This window comes from Embleya australiensis (genome assembly GCF_051903075.1).
Lineage (GTDB): Bacteria > Actinomycetota > Actinomycetes > Streptomycetales > Streptomycetaceae > Embleya.
Window position 1 is genome coordinate 1780845 of sequence record NZ_CP182423.1, and the last position, 19646, is coordinate 1800490.

Sequence of the window (19646 nt, forward strand, 5' to 3'; positions counted from 1 at the left end):
CCGCCCCACCCGGCCGAAATTCGATGGCCCCACCCCACCCCGCCTCCTACAGTGACCGAGGCTCCCGCAAGGCTCGGGACCGCATCGGGCGCGGGGGATACAGGAGCGGAGGGGACATGCGTACGCACTATCCCCGCACCCCCCACGTCCCCTGGTCCCCGGGCGCAGGCGCCGACGACATCCGGTCGGGCGATCTGTCCGCGCTCCGCGGCCTCGAGGTCGTGGTCACCGAGAAGCTCGACGGCGAGAACACCACGCTCTACTCCGACGGGCTGCACGCGCGCTCGCTCGACTCGCAGCACCACCCCTCCCGCACCTGGGTCAAGGGGCTCCAGGGCCGGATCGGCGCGCGGATCCCGGCCGGGTGGCGGGTGTGCGGGGAGAACATGTACGCACGCCACTCGCTCGGCTACGACACGCTGGCGAGTTGGTTCTACGGCTTCTCGGTCTGGGCCGGCGACGACTGCCTCGGCTGGGACGAGAGCACGCGCTTCCTGCGCCGTCTGGGCATACCGACCCCGCCGGTGTTGTGGCGCGGCGTGTTCGACGAACGCGCGTTGCGCGCGATCCGGCTCGACCCCGCGCGTCAGGAGGGTTTCGTCGTACGCTCCGTCGAGGGCTTCCCCCGCGCGGAGTTCGGCCGACGCGTGACCAAATGGGTGCGCCGCGGCCACGTGCAGACCGACACACACTGGATGCACGCCGCCGTGATCCCCAACGGCCTCGGCCCGAACGCCGCGCTCTGGGACGTGCGTTCCGGCACCGAGCCCGACCTCCCGGCCCTGTTCCGCCTCCTGGGCCGGGACGAACCCACCCCCGCCACGATCGAGTTGGCAGCCGACGCCTGCGCCCGCGTCGACGTCCTGGGCCGCTCCGGCGACGCCCGACTGACCGGCGTACTCGCCGCCGCCCTGCACACCGAGCCCCGCGCCGCCCTCGCCGCCGAATCGGCGGCGGCCCTCGGCATGCCCGCGGCCCGCCGGATCGCCGACCTGGTCGGCCTCCAGACCCTGCTGCGCCGCCCGTTCCCGGACGACGAACGCCCGCGCGGACTGGCCAGGTTGGCGGTCGCCGCCGACCTGGGCGTGCTGCACGCGGTCGCCGGCGCCGTGTCGGCCGCCCGGACCGACCCCGACACCACCCCGGCGGACGCCGCCGCGGAGTACGAGCGGGTCGAGTGGTCGGCGCTGCTCGCCGCCGACGCCGGCCTCACCGACGAGGCCCCCCTGGCCCCGCTGCGTACCCGGGCCCGCGCCGCGTTCGCCGACCTGCCGCCGGACGTGGCCGACCGCTGCTGGGCCGAACTGCGCGACGCCCACGCCAAGGGCTGGGCCATGCCGCCCGAGGCGACCCGCCGGCACTGGTCCGGGGACTTCCCCCGGCTGGTGCACCTGATCGGCCGCTCGGGCAGCGGCAAGAGCACCTACGCCCGCCGACTCCCCGACGTCGCCGCCCACATCGCCCTCGACGACCTGCGCGAGGCCCGCGGCGCCCGGGCCGACCAGCGCGCCAACGGCGACGTGTTGCGCGAGGGCCTGGATCGCCTCGACGCCGCGCTCGCCGCCGGGGGTACGGTGGTCTGGGACGCCACCTCGCTCACCGGCCCGCAACGGACCGCGGTGTCCGCCATCGCGCACCGCCGCAACGCGCTGACCACACACACCGTCGTGCTGGTCGGCGAGGACGAGCTGACCGCTCGCAACGCCACGCGCGAACACCCGATCCCGCCGGCCGTACTCGCCGCGCAGGGACGCCGGTTCGCCCCGCCCTACCCCGGACAGGCGAGCCGGACCCGGTACATCGGTGCCGGCGGCACCGTCGACGACGTCGCCGGCTCCCTGGACGAGGAGGAGGCGTGATGCGTACCAGCGAGGAGATCTACCACCGGGTGCGCTGGGACCCCCGTTTCGACCCGGCCCGCTTCGTCCTGGCGGTCAGCCGGCGCGGCGCCGAGCCGAAACGCATCGCGCTGCCCGCGTTCGTCCCCGGCGGCGACATCCCGTGGCATCGGGTGTTGCGCATCGAGGCGGACGGCGAGGTGGTGTGGGACCGGGCCGAACGTGTGGACCGGATCGACACCTGCACCGTCGGCCGCGCACACGACCCGCGCCGCCTGCGCGCACCCTTCTTCACCGCACGCGAACCGTACACGTTCGACCCGGCCAAGGGCCGCTGGCTGCCCGCACCCGCACCGACAACCACAGCCGCACCCGACCCCGGTGCCCCCGCCCGCATCCGCGTGCTGACCTGGAACACCCTCTGGGACCGCTACGACGCCGACCGCATCGACACCGCCCGCCGCCGACCGCGCCTGCTCACCGCACTGGCGGCGGCCGACGCGGACGTGATCGCGCTCCAGGAGGCCGAACCCGACCTGATCGCGCTGCTCACCGCGGAGCCGTGGCTGCGCGCGGCATACACGATGGACACCGACCCCGCCGGCCGGGACATCGCCGACAGCGGACTGGTCCTGCTCAGCCGGCTGCCGGTGCGCGAGGCCGGACGGCACGTACTGGGCCCGTTCAAGGCCGTGGCGGCGATCACCGTGGACACCGGCGCCACGCCGCTGGTCCTCGCCGTCACCCATCTGACCAGCGACCACGCCCAGGACGGCCCCGGCCGCCGCCGCGTCGAACTCGCCGCGCTCGCCGACGGGTTCGCGGGCGTACCGGACGACCTGGTCGTGGTCGGCGACTTCAACGACGGCGCCGCGGGCCCGACCGGCCCCGCCGCCGCGCTCGGGCTGACCGACGCGTGGACGCAGGTACACGGCCCCGACGACCACACACCCACCTTCGACCCGGGCACCAACCCGCTCGCGGCCATCGGCTCCCGCACCGGCCGCGCCGCACGCCTGGACCGAATCCTGCTCCGCACGGGCACCTGGCGCACCGAAACGGCGGTGCTCCGAGGGGACGAACCCGACCCCGACGGCCTGTACATCTCCGACCACTTCGGCGTCCAGGCCGACCTCGTGACCGGCGCCGACACCCGCACCGCCGTCCTCGACGCGGCCCCGACGGCACGCACCGCACTGGCGTGGCTGCCCCCACAACACCTGTGGCCGGACCTCCAGGCCCTCCGCCGCGCCCACGACCCGCAGGTGGACCGCTGGCCGCCGCACGTCAACATCCTCTTCGGCTTCGTCCCGGAGGCCGCCTTCACCCGCGCCGCCCCGCTGCTCACCGCCGCGGCAGCGCAAGTGGCGCCATTCGTCGCGGAGTTGTCCGGCGTACACACCTTCGGCCATCGCGAGGACGCCACCGTCTGGCTCGACCCGGCGGCGGCCGACGAGGACGCGTGGGCGCGTCTCCACCAGACCTTCGCCCGCCACTTCCCCAACTGCCACGCGCACGGCAGGCCCTACATCCCGCACCTGACCCTGGGCCGCAGCGACAACCCCCGGCAAACGGCGGCCACGTGCGCGGCTCGCCTGAGCCCGACGTCCGCCCGGGTCGACACCCTGGTCCTCCTCTCCCGCCGAGGTGACGAGCCCATGCGCCCCAGGGCCCTCCTGACCCTGGGCACGGGAGCCCTGAGGTGGCTACCGGAACACCCGGACACCAACGCCGACATGCACGGGCCGTCCCTGCCCACCGATCCCGAACGGGACGTACACGCGCGGCGGATCGCTCGCCGCATCGCGGGGGCGTTGGACGAGGGCGTGGTGTCCGTGGTCGGCTCCCGGCGGATGGGCTGCGCCGCCCCCGACGCGGACCTGGACCTCGTCCTGGCCCTGCCCGGCACGATCGACCTCGGCGAGGTGGCGGCCCGGGTCGCCACCGCCCTGCCCGAGGCCGGCGGCATCCGTCCCGTGATCGGCGCCCGCGTGCCCGGACTGCGACTGGGCGTCGGCGCCATGACCACCGACCTCGTACTGGTCGGCACCGGACGCATCCCGCCCGCCGCCGCGGTGGACCGCCGCGCCGAACTGCCCGAACCGGCCGCCGTCGCGCTGAGCGCGGTCACCGACGCCGACGCGATCCTGAGCGCGGTCGGCGCGGCACACGCGAGGTTCGCCGTCCTGTCCCGGCAGGTCAAAGCCTGGGCGCACGCACGCGGCCTGGACTCGGCCCCCTTCGGCGGACTCCCGGGCGTGGCCTGGTCGATACTCGCCGCCCGAACCACCATCGACGCCGCGCCCGACGCCACCGAGGGCGACCTGCTCCGAGACTTCTTCGCCGGCTGGGCCGCATGGGACTGGCGCACCCCGGTAAGCCTCACCCACCGCGGCACCCACCCGGAACCGGCCGGCACCGCCCGCGCCGAAGCACCGATGTCGATCCTGACACCGAGTCACCCGGTGCGCTCCTGCACCGAACAGGTGGGCTCCGGCGGCCGCGACCTCCTGACCGACGAGCTGTACCGCGCGTGGGAGATCCTGACCGGCGCGGAGTCCGACGGCACCGGCCCGTGGTCCGAGGCGACCGAACCACCCCCGCTGCACCGCCGCCACGCGGCCTGGCTGGTCCTGACCGTACTCCCCTCCTCCCCCGACGAGTTCGCCGCCACGACCGGGCGACTTCGGGGCCGCGTGCGCTCGTTGCTCAGACTCCTCGAGGAGGCCGGCATCCGGGACGCCCACGCCTGGCCCCGCCCCTTCGACGCGGGCACCCGCTACGCCATCGGCCTCGGTGCGGCCCCGCCCATCGCCGCCGACCTGACCAAGTGCACCGACCGCTGGTCCCGTTCCCTGCCGGGCGTCACCCTCACCCACACCGACGGCGGCGCGATCCCGACCCTCACCTGATTCCCGGCCGCCCCCGCTCGCCACCCCTCCCGCCGGATTCGCACCGATTCGATGTCTTCGCACGGTTGTCATACCTCGCCGCGAGGCGTAGAAGAGAGAGCAACGCACCGCCGGGGGGATTCGGTGTGCTTGGCGCTCCGCTTCGCGAACTCCGTCACCAAGTGCCACTCGGCCCGGCGGTGATCCCGGACGTTCCCCGCGAAGGGAGCCAGGCATGTCGGCAGAGCCCGTCCATCGATGCCCCGTTCTCGACCCCACCGCCCGAGCCGCACACGCGGAGGCCGCCGCGCTGCGCGCGCGGGGCCCGGCCGTGCTGATCGAACTCCCGGGCGGCGTAAAGGCCTGGGCCATCACCCGGCACAGCGTCATCCAGGCGCTGACGCTCGACCCCCGAGTCTCCCGCGACTTCCGTCGGCACTGGCCGGGACTGGCCGACGTACCCGCCGGATGGCCACTCGCCCCGGTCGCGCTCCAGCAGGGCTTCGTCAACAGATACGGCGAGGACCATCGCCGCCGACGCGCCCACGTCGCCCCGTCGTTCGCGCCGCGCCGCGTGCACTGGATGCGGCCACAGGTCCAGGCGACCGCGGATCGCCTGGTCGACGCGATCGCCGCGGTGCCGCCCGGGGAGAGCGTCGACATCCGCCGCACGTTGTCCCTGCCGCTGACCATGACGGTCATCTGCGACCTGCTGGGCGTGCCCGACAGCATGCGCCACACCCTCGGTGCCGCGATCGACGCGATCCTGGACACCGCGGCCGACGCCGCCACGGCAATCGCCTACCAGATCGAACTCCAGGCCAGATTGAACGAGTTGCTGGACTACAAGCAACAGAACCCCGGCCTCGATGTGACCACCGACCTCCTGGCCACGACGGAGGACCGGACCGCCGGCGCCACCACCGGCACGACCCGACCCGTTCGTCAGGAACTGCTCGACTCGCTCTTCCTCATGCTCGGCGCCGGTTACGAAACCTCGGTGAACCTGATCACCAGCGCCCTGTACTCGCTGCTCTCCCACCCCGAACACCTGGACCGGCTCCGGGCGAAGGCCATCGACTGGGACGACATCATCGAGGAAACCCTGCGCCACAACGGCCCGGTCATGTTCCTCCCCATGCGCTACGCGATCGAGGACATCGACCTGGGCGAGGGAGTCACCATCCCCCGGGGCGACCCGATCATCATCGGCTTCGCCGCCGCCGGCCGGGACCCCGCCGTGCATCCGAACGCCCCCGACACCTTCGACCCCACCCGCGCCGACAAGTCCCACCTGGCCTTCGGCCACGGCCCGCACTACTGCCTGGGCGCCCACCTGGCCCGCCTGGAAGCCGAAGTGGCCCTGACCACGCTGTTCGACCGCCTGCCCCACCTGACCCTGACCCACCGGGACCTCCCCCGCCCCCGGTCCCCTCCCTCCTGGTCAACGGCCCGGCGCACCTGCACATCACCCCCGCCCCGGTGTCACCGGCGCAGGCCGGGTGATTCGACCGCCATCGCCGCCGGCGGGGCCGTGCTCCGGTGGTCGACGGCGATCAGGAGGTCACCCGTCAAGGGGTGGTCCAGAACGGCCGCCCTGATGCCGAAGACCTCGGCCAGCAGGGCCGGGGTCAGCACCTCCCTCGGGGTGCCCGACGCGCGGACCCGGCCCTCGTGCAGCACGTGCAGGCGGTCGCAGACCGAGGCCGCCGCGTTGAGGTCGTGCAGGGCGATCAGCGTCGTGCGGTCCTGGGCCCGGAGGAGGGTGAGGAGTTCGACCTGATGGCGCACGTCCAGGTGGTTGGTCGGTTCGTCCAGGACCAGGACATCCGGCTCCTGGGCCAACGCCCGGGCCAGCAGCACCCGTTGGCGTTCGCCACCGGACAGGGTGGCGAACCGGCGGCCCTGGTGCTCCTCCACGCCGGTTTGCACCAGCGCGATCAGGACCGCCGCGCGGTCGGCGGCGCTGTCCCCCGCGAACGCCTTCTGGTACGGGGTGCGTCCCATCGCGACCACCTCGCGCACCGTGAACTCGAAGTCGCTCTCCCGCTCCTGCGGCAGGGCCGCCACGTGCCGGGCCGCCGCGGCCGGGGTCATCGACCGCAGGTCGCGCTCGCCGAGGAGGACCCGGCCGCCCTGCGGCTTCAGGTGGCGGTAGACCGTGCGCAGCAGGGTGGACTTGCCGCTGCCGTTGGGGCCGACCAGGCCGGTGATCTCCCCGGCGGCGGCGATCAGTTCGACGCCGGCCAGGATGTCCCGCCCGGCCAGCACGACCCGCAGGTCCTCGACGGTGATCCGCATCGCGTCGTCGGCGGCGGCCGTTGCCTCACCACTCATCGGGTCTCCAACCGTCGATCGAGCAGGAGCAGCAGCACCGGTGCGCCGATCACGGCCGTGACCACGCCGATCGGCAACTCCTGGGTGCCGATCGCCGTTCGGGCCAGGGTGTCGACCGCGACCAGCAACACCGCGCCGAACAGCGCCGACACCGGCAACAATCGACGATGGTCGCCGCCGATCAGCAACCGGCACACGTGCGGGACCATCAGCCCGACGAAGCCGATCGCCCCCGACACCGAGACCAGCACACCGGTCAACACGCTGGTCACCGCGAACAGTTCGCGCCGCAGCCGGGCCACGTCCACACCCAGCCCGGCGGCCGTCTCGTCGCCCATCAGGAGCGCGTTCAGCGCGCGGGCGCGGGCCTGGAGCACGATCAGGCCGAGCCCGACGGCGGCCGTCGGCAGCGCCAACTGCTCCCACTGGGCGCCGCTCAGACTGCCCATCAGCCAGAACAGCACACCGCGCGTCTGCTGTTCGTCGCCCGCCTGCAGGACCAGGAAACTGGTGAACCCGGACAGGAACTGGCCCACCCCGATCCCGGCCAACACCAGGCGCAGCGGGGAGAATCCGCCGCCGCGCCGGGCCAGCGCCCACACCAGCGCGAAGGCCGCCAGCGCGCCGGCGAAGGCCGAGACGGACAGGCCCCAGCCGAGCACACCGCCCGTGCCCGCCCCGAGCACGATCACCGCGATCGCGCCCAGCGAGGCGCCGGAGGAGATGCCGAGCAGGTACGGATCGGCCAACGGATTGCGCACCAGGGCCTGCACGGCGGTGCCGACCAGGCCCAGCCCCGCACCCACCACGGCGGCCAACAGGGCGCGTGGCAGCCGGAGTTGCCACACGATCAGGTCCCGCGTACCGGCCTCCGGCTGCTCACCCCGCAACCGCCGCCCGACCACCGACCACACCTCGCCGAACGGGATGTCCACCGACCCGAACGACACCGCCGACGTCAACGCGACGACCAGCAACACCGCCAACACCGCAACGACCCACGCCGTACGGGCCGTCCGCGTCGGACCGGCCGAATCACCCGCACGGCCGGAGCCGGAGACATCGGCGGACCCCGCCGAAACGACACCCCCGCCCGCACGACGGCGGCTCCGCAGTTCGGACACCGAACGCACCCGCGCCTACCCCGCCGCCGGCGCGGAAGCCGAAGCGGAAGCCGAAGCCGTCCCGGGCCCGGCTCCGGACCCCGCGCCCGGCTTGACCAGGTCCGGGTGAATCCGGCCCGCGATCTCCCGCACCGTGTCCGCGTTCCGCACCCCCGCGATCGTCGTCCGCTCCGACCCGACCCGGACGAATTTCCCGTCCCTGACCGCCGGCAGCCCCTTCGTCGCATCGAACGTGCGCAGGAAACGTTCCGCCTCGTCGAACGCCTTCGCGTTGGCGTCCGCGCCGCCCTTGTCCCGCACACCGAGCTGGATCCAGTCCGGGTTCTTCCCGACCACGTCCTCCCAGGACACGGGCTTGAAGTCGCCGGCGCAGTCGGCGAACACGTTGCGCGCACCCGCCTGGGTGATCACCGCGTTGGCGACCTGCTTGCCGCAGACCGCGATCGGCTGCTTGGTCCCGGCGTCGAAGTCGAAGAAGAAGTACGTGGGCCGCCGGTCCTGCGGCACGCCGGCGAGCGCGCCGCGAACCGTGCCGACGGTCTGCCGCATGCCTGCGACCAGTTCCTCCGCCCGGGCCGAAGTGCCGGTGACCGCGCCGAGTTGCCTGATGTCCGCCTCGACCTCGGCCAGATCCTCCTGCGCGCCCGCACGTTTGCTCGCACACGCGGTGGACTTGAGGTAGATGTGCTTGATCCCGGCCGCCGCGAACTCCTTCGGCGACGGCCCGGAGCCCATCGCCCCCATGCCGCTCATGTCGGCGAAGGTGTCGATGTACAAGTCGGCGCCTGAGCCGAGCAGTTGCTCCTTGGGGATGACCATGTCGCCGAGCGCCTTGACCTGTTCGGCCTGCGCGGCGAAGGGCGCCGGCATGGTGCCCTTGCCCGGCGGGAATCCGGTGCCCACCACACGATCGCCCGCGCCGAGCCAGAACAACATCTCCAGGCTGGACGCATTGCTCGTGACCACCTTCTTCGGCGCCGCGGTGAACGTCGTCTCGGCCCCGGCACAGTCGGTCACCTTCACCGGGAAGCCGGCCGACCCGGCGTCGCCCGACCGTGCCGCCGAGGCGGACGCCCCCGACCCCACCTCGGCCGTCCTGCCGGAGTCACCGCCACACCCCGCCGCGAACAACGCCACCACGGCGGCCACGCCGCACACCTTGCTCGCCCGCACAGATTCGCTCCCCAGAAGTACCGTCAGGCGGCCCGCGAAGGCGGACCCGGGGAGTCAGTCGGGCGGGACGACCGGGAAGTTCCCGAGGAGAACGGGTTCGACACCTAAGAGACAGGAGGTTCGACACCGAAGAGAAAGGGGGTTCGAACACCGAAGAGAGCGAGTTCGGCACCGACACGCGTCACCCCGCCGCCCGCTCCCCCACCGCCCGCCGCCGCAGCGCGCTGCGGGCCACCGCCGGATGGGTCCACGCGCCGTCCGGGTGGTAGACATTCGTCCCCGGCGGCACGATCTCGTCGATTCGGTCCAGCGTCGCGTCGTCCAGCACCAGCGAGGCGCCATTGATCGCCGCCATCGCCTGCTCCATGGTGCGCGGCCCGATGACGACCGAGGTGACCGCCGGGTGCGCCGTCGGAAACGCCACCGCCAGCTCCGGCAGCGTGCAGCCGATCTCCTCGGCCAACTCGACCAGTCGCTCGACGATGTCGAGCTTGGTGACGTTCACCGGCAGGGTCGGATCGAACCGCCCGGGGTTGAGCCGGGCCCGACCCGAGGGCAGGTCGATCGGCGCGCCCTTGCGATAACGGCCGGTGAGGAACCCGGAGGCGAGTGGGCCCCAGGTCAGTACGCCCATGCCCAACCGTTCGCAGACCGGGAGCAGCGACGCCTCGATGCCCCGGGCCAGGATCGAATACGGCGGCTGCTCGGTCCGGAACCGGTACAGCCCACGCCGCTCCGCCACGTGATACGCCTCCACCACGTCCTCGGCCGGGAACGTCGAGCAGCCGAACGCCCGGATCTTGCCCTGCCGGACCAGATCGGTCAGGACGGCCAGGGTCTCCTCGATGTCGGTCGAGTCGTCGGGGCGGTGGATCTGGTACAGGTCGATGCGATCCGTCCCGAGCCGACGCAGGCTGTCCTCGACCGCGGTCAGGATCCAACGCCGCGAGTTGCCTCCACGATTGACCCCCTCGCCCATCGGAAAGTGCCCCTTGGTGGCCAGCACCACGTCGTCCCGGCGACCGCGCAGCGCCTTGCCGACGATCTCCTCGCTCTCGCCGGCCGAGTACATGTCGGCCGTGTCCACGAAGTTGATGCCCTGGTCCAGCGCGGCGTGCACGATCCGGACGCAGTCGTCGTGATCGGGGTTGCCCACCGCGCCGAACATCATCGTGCCGAGCGCCTGCACACTGACGTGCATCCCGGTGCGGCCGAGCGGGCGGTATCGCATGGTCGTGCTCCTTGTTCCTGGGTTCCCGGCCGGGGTCCCCCGACTGCCGGTGATACCCGGCGGCGGGCACGCTCGTACGGCCCGACCCGCCCCTCGGCGGGCCGGCGCGAGGCCCGCTCCGGTGCCCGGCAATCTATGAGCTGGACCCGACTCCAGGTCAAGCCCCATCCTGAGGCACGTGACGGAGAACCCCGGAAACAACCCCACGGACGACCGGCCGGCCGAGCACTCGGGCGACGACGCCCCGGACACCACCGGCGACCTGAGCATCGGCGAAGTCGCGGCCCGTACCGGCCTGACCATCGACACCCTGCGCTTCTACGAACGCGAGGGCATCCTGGCCAACCGGGTCCGGCGCGGCCCGGGCGGACGCCGCCGCTACGCCGAACACGACATCGCCTGGCTGAACATGTGCATCGTCCTTCGCGGCTCCGGCATGCCCATCCCGGCCATCCGCCACTACACCGAACTGGCTCGCGCCGGCGAGGGCACCGAACGCGAACGCCTGGCCATCCTCCGCGAGCACAAGACCCGAATCGCCGGCCAGATCACCCAACTGCACCAGTGCATGGACCTGATCGGCTACAAGATCGGCGTCTACGAGGACTACCTCGCCGAATCCGAATCCGAATCCGAATCCGAATCCGAGCCCCCATCCGAGCCCCACGCGAGCATCGACGTGGCGAGCCATGCCGCCGAAGGCAACACCGATGCTATTCTCTGACTGACCGATCAGTCATGGAAAGGCGGCGATCCCGTGGCCCGCACCACGGACCCCGAACGAGTCGCCCAGCGGCGCGAAACCATCGCCGTCGCCGCCGCCGCGCGCTTCGCGGAGCAGGGGTTCGAGGCGACCACCGTGGCCGACATCGCCCGGGCCGCCGGAATGAGCGCGGCGAGCGTCTTCTACTACTTCCCCGACAAACGCGCCGTCTTCCGGGCCGTCTTCGAACGCGACCTGCCCCTCTCGCGCACGCTGATGGACCGCCACGCCGGCGCCGCGCACCCCGCCGAGGCGATCCTCGACCTGGTCACCGACCTCGCGGCCGACGCCCGGGACCCGCACGCGGCCGGAATCCTCGTCGAACTGCTGCGCCAGATCGACCGGGACCCCGAACTGGTCGAGGTGATCGCCCGCACCGAAGCCGTGGTCCAGGAGGGCCTGGTCGGCCTGATCACCCGCGGGATCGCCGACGGCACCATCGATGCCGCGCTCGACCCGGCCGAGACGGCGACCTGGATTCGGAACCTGGTCGACGCGGTCTACCTGGGCGCCCACCCCGACCGCGACGCGACACCGGCCCTGCGCCGCACCGTTGCCCGCTACCTGGCCCCGGAGCCGGATCCCGACCCGACGAACAACACCCGAGAAAGCGAGACGAAGTAAGACCATGGACGCGACAGCGGTCGACAAACAAGCCGTCACGATCCGGATGCCCCGGCTGTGGCTGTGGCTGATCGGCGTCGGCGCCGCCCTGCTCGGCTTCGGCGCGGGATTCGGGGTGGGCCCGCTGGTACGCGCCCTGTTGGACCTGACCGGCTCGGCCCCCGCCCCGCTGCGTCTGGCCGCGCGCCTGCCGACGGTGTGGGCGGTACCGGCGCTGACCCTGCTCGGCGCCGCAATCGGCGCCTGGATGGCGGCCGTCGCCCACCGGGAGAGCCCCGTCGTGACGGTGACCGCCGACCACATCGCGATCCACGTGGACGGCGCCGGCCTCCAGGTGCGTCGGGACCGGATCGACGCCGTGTTCACCGACGGCCGGGACCTGGTCGTCCTCGACGCCGCCGAGACCGAACTGATCCGGGTCCGCGCCGGCGACCTGTCCACCGAACACCTGCGCGACGCCTTCGCCCGCTTCGCCTATCCCTGGCGCGGTACGACCGACCCGCGCGAGGCGGACTTCACCCCATGGGTCGACGGCACCCCCGACCTGGACGAAGCCGCGCACGCCCTGCTGCGCACCCGCAAGCGCGCCCTGACCGACAAGCACCCCGGCGCGGCGGAGCAGGCCCTGGACGATCTCCGCGCCCGAGGTCTCGCCGTCCGCGACCGCAAGGGCGTCCAGCAGTACCGCCGCCGCGGCCGCCCGCACCGCCCCGAGGCACCCGAGGGCTGACCGGAGCCCGCCCACCCGTCCCCGCCCCGGTCTGGTCAGCGCGTCGGCCGGCGGCTACGGTCCCCTCAGGACCGGAACGCCAACGGAGGGGAGCGCCGTGAAGGCTCATCCGAGCGGCCCGTACCGCGTGGAGTACACCGAGACGGCCGCCGCCGTCCGCGACTCACTGCCGCCCGAGCGCCGCGCGCAGCTCACCAAGGCCCTCCAGGTACTCGCCCGCGACCCGTACACCAAGGCCTCCGCCCCGATCGGCCCCGACGACGACACCCGTCAGGCGATGGTGGCACCCGCCCTGCTCATCGAGTACGGCGTCCTGCGCGGTGTCATGGTCGTCGTCGTGGTGACGGTCCTCGACGGCATGGAATTCCTCGGCGACACCGAGGACTGACCGAGGACCGGGCGAGGACCGACCGAGGGTCGGGCAGGGACCGGGCAACACCGCACCCCACCTCCCACACCGCCCCGAAGCCCGCTCAGCGACGCGCCACCAACATCCGCGCCCGAGGCTCGTGATGCCACTCCCCCGCCACGGCCCGACGCAGGAACTCCTCGCGCAGCTCGGCCATGAACGCCTCGCCCCGGGCCAGGGTCAGCGCGCGCAGCGGACCGGAGCGGGTGAACGCGTCGAAGAAGGCCGCCGCGTCCGGGTGGGACATCGGGTACACCAGGTCCACGTCCCGCTCGATGGTCGCGCCCCGCCCCGTGATCGCGGCGAGGAGGCGCCCCTCCCAGGAGCGGTCGGACGCCGGCATCCGGGCCCGCATCACCTCGCCGAGCAGCGCGAACGGGCCGGTCTCCTCGATCCCGTCCGGCCAGAAGACCACCGCGAGCCGACCGCCCGGACGCAGCGCCCCGACCCACGATGCGAGCGCTTGATCCGGCTCGGGCAACTGCTGGAGCCCGAACACCGACACGATCGCCGCACACCGGCCCGACCACCGCGCGTCCAGGGTCGAGGCGTCGCCTTCGACGACCGTGACGCCGGGCCGGCCGGCCACCCGTTCCCGAGCCAGTCGCACCATGCCCGGGGAAAGGTCGATACCGACGATCTCCCGGTCGTCGAAGTCCTCGGTCAGCAGTTCGAGTTCGGGAAACGTGCCACAACACGGCACCAGGATCGGCCCGTCCGGCAACGACCCCACCGCGGTCACCGCCGCCCGTACCCACGGCGCGAATCGGGGCACGAAGTAGGCGTCGTACCCCTCCGCGGCCTCGTCCCAGCCCCGTGCCACCCGCGCAAGCCGCTCGGCCCGATCCTCCACGCCCGCACCCCTCGCCACGACCACCCGGGGCGATCCCCGCCCGGGACGGCCGAGCCCGACCGCGCCTCCATGATCGCGCCGGCGCCGCCGCCACCCGCCCGAGCCGCGCCGGACGAAGCTCACCCGTCCCGTGAACCGGCCTCCGCCGCCGCCAGCGCCCGCAACAAATGCGCCCGTTCCGGATCCGTGCCCACGTGCTCCAACGCCTCCCGATAGGCCACCACCGCCTCGGCGAACCGCCCGCACCGGTACAACAGCTCCGCCCGCGCCGCCGGATACGGATGATGCCCCCGCAACCTCGGCTCGTCCGCCAGCGCGTCCAGCAGCGCCAACCCCGCTTCCGGCCCGTCCCGCATCGCCACCGCCACCGCCCGGTTCAGCGCCACGATCGGCGACGGCGTGAGCGCGAACAGCACGTCGTACAGCGCCACCACCTGCGGCCAGTCCGTCGTGGTCGGATCCGCCGCCTCGTCGTGCAGCGCGGCGATCGCGGCCTGCACCCCGTACCGCCCGGGCGGCCCACCCGTCAGCGCCACCCGGACCAGCTCCCGGCCCTCCTCGATCATCGCCCGGTCCCACCGCCCCCGGTCCTGATCGGCCAACAACACCAGTGCCCCGGCCGCGTCGACCCGCGCCGCGCGGCGCGCGTGGATCAGCAACATCAGCCCGAGCAGCCCGGCCGGCTCCCGTTCGGCGGGCAGCAGCCGGCGCAGGATCCGGGCCAGCCGGATCGCCTCCTCCGCGAGGTCCGACCGCTGCAACGTCGGCCCCGAGCTGGCCGCATACCCCTCGGTGAAGATCGAGTAGAGCACCTGGAGCACACCCGGCAACCGGGCCGGCAACTCGTCGACGCCGGGCACCCGGAACGGGATGCGGGCCTCGCGGATCTTCTTCTTCGCCCGGACGATCCGCTGGGCCATGGTCGCGGTCGGCACGAGGTACGCGCGGGCCACCTCGGGTGTGGTCAGCCCGGCCAGGCAGCGCAGCGTCAGCGCCCCGCGGTCCTCGGCGGGCAGGGCGGGGTGCGCGCAGGTAAAGAACAGCTGGAGGCGCTCGTCGGGCAACTCGCCGTCGGCGTCGGCCGAGGGCGCCGGATCGGCCCGGTCCGCCTCCACCTGCAACACGGCCAGCCGCGCGGCGTACGTCCGGTCCCGACGCAGCCGGTCCACCGCCCGCCGCCGGGCCGTGGTCAACAACCAGGCTCCGGGGCGCGTCGGTACGCCGTCGACCGGCCAGTGCACCAGCGCGGCCTCGATCGCCTCCGAGGCGACCTCCTCGGCCAGGTCCAGATCACCGAAGCGGCGCGCGAGGGAGGCAAGCAACCGGCCCCGTTCCTCGCGGAACACCGATTCTACCGAGGCGTCCACGCCCGCCCTCCCGGGTTCGTCGGGGCCGGCGGCTCGCTCGTCCATCGCGGTCAGACCGAGAAGTCGGCGATCGGCCGGACCACCATCGCACCGCTGCCCCGCGCCCCGGGACACCGCGCGGCCCAGTCCAGCGCGACGTCCAGATCCGGCACGTCGATCACGTAGAACCCGCCCAGCACCTCCCGGGACTCCGCGAACGGCCCGTCGGTCACGGTGCGCTCACCGGCCTCGCCGACCCGCACCGTGGTCGCGGTGACCAGGTCCGCCAACGACTCCCCGGACACGAAGATGCCCGCGTCCTTGACTTCCTTGTCGTAGGCCATCCACTCCTCGACGCCGCACTCGGGGGCCCCGCCCTCCGCGTCGACCGCACCGCTGTGGATCAGCAACATGTATTTCATGGTCCGACTCCCGTTTTGTCCGATGGTGTCCCGCCCGGCAGCCCGGGCCGGCCTGCCGCACACCGGAACGACGAACGAGAGACGGCCGGATCGACACGACCGGCGAAACTTTTTTCGCCGCCCCTGGCGCGTGCGCTACCCCTCGCCCAACCCGTCGATCCACTCCAGCAGCCGTGCCCCCTGCACGACCATGATCTCCGGATCCCGGAGCGTGTTGGTCAGCAACGACATGCCCTGGTAGGCGCCGACCAGGGTCATCGCCAACTCGCGCGCGTCGTCCCCGCGACCCATCGCCCGGAACTGATCCCCGGCCCAGTCCAGCAGCAGCCGCATGACGTCGGCGGCGAGCCGAGCCGGTTCGTCCTCGCGCTTGTCCAACTCCGACACCAGCGTGCCGAACGGGCACCCGTACCGCACCGCGAGTTCGCGCTCCCCCACCCAGCCCTCGACCAGGGCACGCAACCGCTCGCGCGGGGTGGGCAGTTCGGCCAGGGCCGCGATCAGTTCGCGCAGCCGCCGCTCGTGGTCGCCGACGGCGGCCTCGACGAGTTGGTCCTTGGTCCGGAAGTAGTAGTAGACGTTGCCCACCGGCACGTCGGCCTCGGCGGCGATGTCGGCCAGTGTGGTCCGCTCGACCCCCTGCCGATACACGACCTGCGCGGTCGCCGCGACCAACCGCTCCCGCTTTCCGGGCCTGCCGTCGGCCCGGCTCCGGCTCTTCTTCTGCACCGAGTCAGTCATCTCACTAACAACTATAGACAGGCCTCCGGAAACCCCTGGCCACCGAATGCCACCGCACGTCTCCCGAAGTCCGGCCGGCATCCTGGCACCCCGACCCGACCACCCGGACCCACCTCGTCACGCCCCGCCCCGCCTCGCTCCTCTCCACGGCACCGCACCGCACCGCACGAGACGAAAGGTCACCCGATGACCGACGGCATCGACACCCCCGACCGGCGCGGTCGCACCGGCCTCGACCGCTACGGCCGCGACCTCACCCGCAACCCGAGGGTGCGGATCCACGACGTGGAGGTGCTGTCCTGCGACTGGTACGTGCTGCGCAAGACCACCTTCGACTACCGACACGCCGACGGTCACTGGAGCCGCGAGCAGCGCGAGAACTACGACCGGGGCGACGGCGCCACGATCCTGCTCTACGACGTGGAGCAGCGCACGGTGCTGCTGACCCGCCAGTTCCGGCTGCCCGCCTACGTCAACGAGCACCCGGACGGCTTCCTGATCGAGACCGCCGCCGGCCTCCTCGACGGCGACGCCCCCGAGGAGGCCATCCGCCGCGAAGCGGCCGAGGAGACCGGACACGTCGTCGGTACGCCCGAACACGTTTTCGACGTCTACATGAGCCCGGGTTCGGTCACCGAGCGGCTGCACTTCTTCGCCGCCCCGTACGGCCCCGGCACGGCCGCCGGCCTCGGCGGCGGGATCGCCGCCGAGGGCGAGGACATCGACACCCTGGAACTGCCGTTCACCGAGGCGTTGGCGATGATCCGGGACGGGCGGATCGCGGACGCCAAAACCATCATGCTGCTGCAATGGGCGGCCCTGGACGGCCCGTTCCGCGCGAAGGACACGGCTTAACGACGCAGCAGGGCCTCGGCGAGTGCGACCTGGGCGGGGTCGAGGGCGGTGTTGCCGTCCTCGACGTCCCACAGCGCGTTCTGCAGGATCCGGCCGAGGGTCCAGCCGACGGCGCGTTGTCGGTCCAGGCCGACCACCTCGGTGAGTCGGTCGAAGCGGCGGTACACCGTGCGCGCCACCTCGCCCGTCGCGACGGCCTCGGACAGGCGGCTGTCCAGCGCGGGCCACAGGTCGAAGCCCGGGTCGCCGGCCAGCGGTTCGGGGTCGATGGCCAGCCACGGCTCGCGCTCGCCGGCCAGGACGTTGTCGTAGTGCAGGTCCCAGTGCAGTAGGCGATCGCCGGGTTCGTCAACGAGTTCGGCCACGGCCGACGCGCAGGTGCGCACGAGCCGGCGTTCGGTCGGGTCGGCCAGCGCCGCCACCGCGCGGGGGGTGTCGTCGAGCATGGCCGAAGCGATGTCGGCCAGTCGGCGCATCCCGGCGGGCGCCGGCACCGCGACCAGGCGGGCCATCAGCTCGGCGAGGGTCTGCGTGGCGACGGCGTCGTCGGGCAGCGCCGCCAACGTGCGCGTCGCGTCGAGGCGTTCGAGGAGTTGGGCGTCGGTGTCCGGGTCGTGGTCGAGCAGGCGCACGATGCCGTCGCCCCGCCAGGCCCGCAGGCCGGGCACGACGCCGGCGTTGTCCTCGGCGACCTGCTGGAGCCGCAGTACGGCGGGCGTACCGTCGGCGCGGGTCACCGGGAGCACGACGGCGGCCATGCCGTGGGCGACGGGGCCGTCCGGACGCAGGGACCAGCGGTCCATGACGTCGGCGGCCAGGGTCGGCAGCGCGGCGATCCAGGCTCGACCGGCGGCGGTCCTGCCATGCGCCGCGGCGAACGTGTCGGGGACGTCGAGGGGTGTCGACGTGGTCATTTCGGTTGTCTCCTTCGTGAGATCCGGGTTTCGTGCGGGTCCGAAGGAGTCACGGGGGTGCCCGGGGCGCGGGCAGGCGTCAACGCATGTCGTGCAGCCTATCCACCGGTCGCGAAATCGGGTGGGGGGCCGGACGCGGGGCCGGGTCAGGCCACATCGCGCAACATGCGTCCGGCGTAGACGTCGCTCACGTGTCCGCGCAGGTGTGCCCAGACCGCGACGGAGCAGGGGAACTCGCTGTCCCCGTAGGCGATGTAGATGGTTTCCTCGCGTCGGAACAGGCCGTGTTCGGCGTCCTGTGGCTCCGGCCACTCGCGGACCACGGCGGCGGCGTGCTCGGCGTCCACGCAGCGCAACGGCACCACGGCCAGGCGCTCGTACTCCCTGGGCACGGTGTGCGCGATGACCTGGACGTCGCCCATGTGCCGACCGAACGCCCGCAGGTGATCGGCGCGCGCCCAGGGGCGGTTGGACTCCCAGGTACCGCACGAGCACCTGGCGCGCGTGGCGACGAAACCGAGTGCGTGGTGGTCGCCGGGGTAGGTGGTGAACTCGATTTGGTGGCGGTCGAGGCGCACCAGCGGGTCCTGGGTGTAATTCGGCATGCTCATGAGGGTTCCCCCGAGGTGAGGTCGCGTGGTAATGGGACGAGCGTAGGCAAGCCCACCGACAACGGCGACCGGATTATTCGGCTTCGGTTCGGTCGGCCCGCCTACCCGGCCGGCTCGGGGTGGTGGCCGCGACAGGCGGCCTCCAGGGCCAGGCGCCAGCGGCGGTCGGCGCACTCCTCGTCGCCCAGCGCGCCGCGCAGTTCCAGACTGGCCAACCCGTGGACGAGGGCGCTCATGTGGGCGGCTATGTCCGCCGGGTCGGCGGGCCCGAACCGGCCGGCGTCCACACAGCGGGCGACCGCGCGCAGCAGCGTGTCGTGGGTGCCGCCGATCCGGGCCAGGTCCGCCTCGTCGGGGCGGAATTCGGCGATGGGTCGGCCGAACATCAGGTCGTAGCGGTGCGGATTGGCCCGGGCCGCGGCGCGGTAGGCGTGGCCCAGGGCGAGCAGGTCGGCCTCGGGGTCGCCGTCCACCGGCACCCGGGCGAACCGCTCCTCCAGCGCCGCGAAGCCGTCCAGGAACATCGCGCGCAGCAGGCCCGCCTTGTCCTCGAAGAGGTTGTAGACGGCGGTGGTCGACGTGCCCACCTCGTGGGCGACCCGCCGGGTGCTGAGCGCCTGTGGACCCTCGGTGGCGAGCAGTCGACCGGCGGCGTCGATCAATGCGCGACGCAGTTCGTCCCAATCGCGCGTACGTGGCCGTCCCATGTTGACAACTGTAACGCAACGCTGTTACATAACACTGTAATCAAAGTCACCCTCGCCGGGACGGGTCGTCCGCCGCC

At 72.9% G+C, this 19646-nt stretch carries 18 protein-coding genes and 1 pseudogene; 8 read left to right on the forward strand and 11 right to left on the reverse strand.

Features of this window, described 5'->3' with window-relative positions; all coding sequences use genetic code 11:
* Positions 1-116: 116 nt before the first annotated feature.
* From ACMXN5_RS38085 to ACMXN5_RS38095, 3 genes and pseudogenes are all read left to right on the forward strand, one after another.
* A complete protein-coding gene (locus ACMXN5_RS38085) occupies positions 117-1859 on the forward strand; it encodes an RNA ligase family protein (protein WP_439679483.1) in 1743 nt (580 codons plus the stop codon).
* Positions 1859-4750 (forward strand): poly(A) polymerase, encoded by a 2892-nt coding sequence (locus ACMXN5_RS38090; RefSeq protein WP_439679484.1) that lies wholly within the window; start codon positions 1859-1861, stop codon positions 4748-4750. The genes ACMXN5_RS38085 and ACMXN5_RS38090 overlap by 1 nt, the downstream gene beginning before the upstream one ends.
* Positions 4751-5867: 1117 nt before the next feature.
* Positions 5868-6092, forward strand: a pseudogene (locus tag ACMXN5_RS38095) (cytochrome P450); the annotation flags it as partial.
* Positions 6093-6214: 122 nt separating this feature from the next.
* Here ACMXN5_RS38095 and ACMXN5_RS38100 read toward each other — a convergent pair.
* From ACMXN5_RS38100 to ACMXN5_RS38115, 4 genes are all read right to left on the reverse strand, one after another.
* On the reverse strand, positions 6215-7030 hold the full coding sequence (locus ACMXN5_RS38100) for an ABC transporter ATP-binding protein (protein WP_439681361.1): 816 nt from the start codon (positions 7028-7030) through the stop codon (positions 6215-6217).
* A 32-nt stretch (positions 7031-7062) separates the two neighbouring features.
* Positions 7063-8055, reverse strand: a complete 993-nt coding sequence (locus ACMXN5_RS38105; protein WP_439679485.1) for a FecCD family ABC transporter permease — start codon at positions 8053-8055, stop codon at positions 7063-7065.
* Between the two features lie 150 nt (positions 8056-8205).
* Positions 8206-9348, reverse strand: a complete 1143-nt coding sequence (locus tag ACMXN5_RS38110; RefSeq protein WP_439681362.1) for an ABC transporter substrate-binding protein — start codon at positions 9346-9348, stop codon at positions 8206-8208.
* A gap of 196 nt (positions 9349-9544) precedes the next feature.
* Positions 9545-10594 carry an aldo/keto reductase gene (locus ACMXN5_RS38115; RefSeq protein ID WP_439679486.1) on the reverse strand — a complete coding sequence of 350 codons (1050 nt, stop codon included), beginning with the start codon at positions 10592-10594 and terminating at the stop codon, positions 9545-9547.
* A 178-nt stretch (positions 10595-10772) separates the two neighbouring features.
* On the opposite strand from ACMXN5_RS38115, the gene ACMXN5_RS38120 reads away from it, so the two are divergent.
* The 4 genes from ACMXN5_RS38120 to ACMXN5_RS38135 all read left to right on the forward strand — a co-directional run bounded on the left by ACMXN5_RS38120 (position 10773) and on the right by ACMXN5_RS38135 (position 13099).
* Positions 10773-11318, forward strand: a complete 546-nt coding sequence (locus ACMXN5_RS38120; RefSeq protein ID WP_439679487.1) for a MerR family transcriptional regulator — start codon at positions 10773-10775, stop codon at positions 11316-11318.
* Positions 11319-11351: 33 nt separating this feature from the next.
* A complete protein-coding gene (locus ACMXN5_RS38125; protein WP_439679488.1) occupies positions 11352-11981 on the forward strand; it encodes a TetR/AcrR family transcriptional regulator in 630 nt (209 codons plus the stop codon).
* 4 nt (positions 11982-11985) lie between these two features.
* On the forward strand, positions 11986-12711 hold the full coding sequence (locus ACMXN5_RS38130; protein WP_439679489.1) for a YqeB family protein: 726 nt from the start codon (positions 11986-11988) through the stop codon (positions 12709-12711).
* A gap of 97 nt (positions 12712-12808) precedes the next feature.
* Positions 12809-13099, forward strand: a complete 291-nt coding sequence (locus ACMXN5_RS38135) for a type II toxin-antitoxin system RelE family toxin (protein WP_380003743.1) — start codon at positions 12809-12811, stop codon at positions 13097-13099.
* Between the two features lie 85 nt (positions 13100-13184).
* Here ACMXN5_RS38135 and ACMXN5_RS38140 read toward each other — a convergent pair whose 3' ends face one another.
* The 4 genes from ACMXN5_RS38140 to ACMXN5_RS38155 all read right to left on the reverse strand — a co-directional run bounded on the left by ACMXN5_RS38140 (position 13185) and on the right by ACMXN5_RS38155 (position 16482).
* On the reverse strand, positions 13185-13973 hold the full coding sequence (locus tag ACMXN5_RS38140) for a class I SAM-dependent methyltransferase (protein WP_439679490.1): 789 nt from the start codon (positions 13971-13973) through the stop codon (positions 13185-13187).
* A 119-nt stretch (positions 13974-14092) separates the two neighbouring features.
* Positions 14093-15385 (reverse strand): RNA polymerase sigma factor, encoded by a 1293-nt coding sequence (locus ACMXN5_RS38145; protein ID WP_439679491.1) that lies wholly within the window; start codon positions 15383-15385, stop codon positions 14093-14095.
* A 5-nt stretch (positions 15386-15390) separates the two neighbouring features.
* Positions 15391-15741, reverse strand: coding sequence for a YciI family protein (locus ACMXN5_RS38150; protein WP_126637106.1), 351 nt, complete (start codon positions 15739-15741; stop codon positions 15391-15393).
* 135 nt (positions 15742-15876) lie between these two features.
* Positions 15877-16482 carry a TetR/AcrR family transcriptional regulator gene (locus ACMXN5_RS38155; RefSeq protein WP_439679492.1) on the reverse strand — a complete coding sequence of 202 codons (606 nt, stop codon included), beginning with the start codon at positions 16480-16482 and terminating at the stop codon, positions 15877-15879.
* Positions 16483-16668: 186 nt separating this feature from the next.
* Here ACMXN5_RS38155 and ACMXN5_RS38160 point away from each other — a divergent pair, with 186 nt between their 5' ends.
* Positions 16669-17337, forward strand: a complete 669-nt coding sequence (locus tag ACMXN5_RS38160) for an NUDIX domain-containing protein (protein WP_439679493.1) — start codon at positions 16669-16671, stop codon at positions 17335-17337.
* On the opposite strand, the gene ACMXN5_RS38165 is transcribed toward ACMXN5_RS38160, so the two are convergent.
* From ACMXN5_RS38165 to ACMXN5_RS38175, 3 genes are all read right to left on the reverse strand, one after another.
* Complete coding sequence (locus tag ACMXN5_RS38165) at positions 17334-18251, reverse strand: aminoglycoside phosphotransferase family protein (protein WP_439679494.1); 918 nt, start codon at positions 18249-18251, stop codon at positions 17334-17336. The genes ACMXN5_RS38160 and ACMXN5_RS38165 overlap by 4 nt on opposite strands.
* 146 nt (positions 18252-18397) lie before the next feature.
* A complete protein-coding gene (locus ACMXN5_RS38170) occupies positions 18398-18862 on the reverse strand; it encodes a hypothetical protein (RefSeq protein WP_380027299.1) in 465 nt (154 codons plus the stop codon).
* A 101-nt stretch (positions 18863-18963) separates the two neighbouring features.
* Entirely contained in the window at positions 18964-19569 is a 606-nt protein-coding gene (locus ACMXN5_RS38175; protein WP_439679495.1) for a TetR/AcrR family transcriptional regulator, read from the reverse strand.
* Between the last annotated feature and the right edge of the window lie 77 nt (positions 19570-19646).

Bases quoted from the DNA above. Each gene is read 5' to 3' on its own strand.
- ACMXN5_RS38175 (WP_439679495.1), bottom strand. From the start codon at position 19,569: ATGGGACGGCCACGTACGCGCGATTGGGACGAACTGCGTCGCGCATTG.
- ACMXN5_RS38155 (WP_439679492.1), bottom strand. From the start codon at position 16,482: ATGACTGACTCGGTGCAGAAGAAGAGCCGGAGCCGGGCCGACGGCAGG.
- ACMXN5_RS38160 (WP_439679493.1), top strand. From the start codon at position 16,669: ATGACCGACGGCATCGACACCCCCGACCGGCGCGGTCGCACCGGCCTC.
- ACMXN5_RS38145 (WP_439679491.1), bottom strand. From the start codon at position 15,385: ATGGACGAGCGAGCCGCCGGCCCCGACGAACCCGGGAGGGCGGGCGTG.
- ACMXN5_RS38165 (WP_439679494.1), bottom strand. From the start codon at position 18,251: ATGACCACGTCGACACCCCTCGACGTCCCCGACACGTTCGCCGCGGCG.
- ACMXN5_RS38090 (WP_439679484.1), top strand. From the start codon at position 1,859: ATGCGTACCAGCGAGGAGATCTACCACCGGGTGCGCTGGGACCCCCGT.
- ACMXN5_RS38170 (WP_380027299.1), bottom strand. From the start codon at position 18,862: ATGAGCATGCCGAATTACACCCAGGACCCGCTGGTGCGCCTCGACCGC.
- ACMXN5_RS38100 (WP_439681361.1), bottom strand. From the start codon at position 7,030: ATGCGGATCACCGTCGAGGACCTGCGGGTCGTGCTGGCCGGGCGGGAC.
- ACMXN5_RS38150 (WP_126637106.1), bottom strand. From the start codon at position 15,741: ATGAAATACATGTTGCTGATCCACAGCGGTGCGGTCGACGCGGAGGGC.
- ACMXN5_RS38085 (WP_439679483.1), top strand. From the start codon at position 117: ATGCGTACGCACTATCCCCGCACCCCCCACGTCCCCTGGTCCCCGGGC.
- ACMXN5_RS38115 (WP_439679486.1), bottom strand. From the start codon at position 10,594: ATGCGATACCGCCCGCTCGGCCGCACCGGGATGCACGTCAGTGTGCAG.
- ACMXN5_RS38130 (WP_439679489.1), top strand. From the start codon at position 11,986: ATGGACGCGACAGCGGTCGACAAACAAGCCGTCACGATCCGGATGCCC.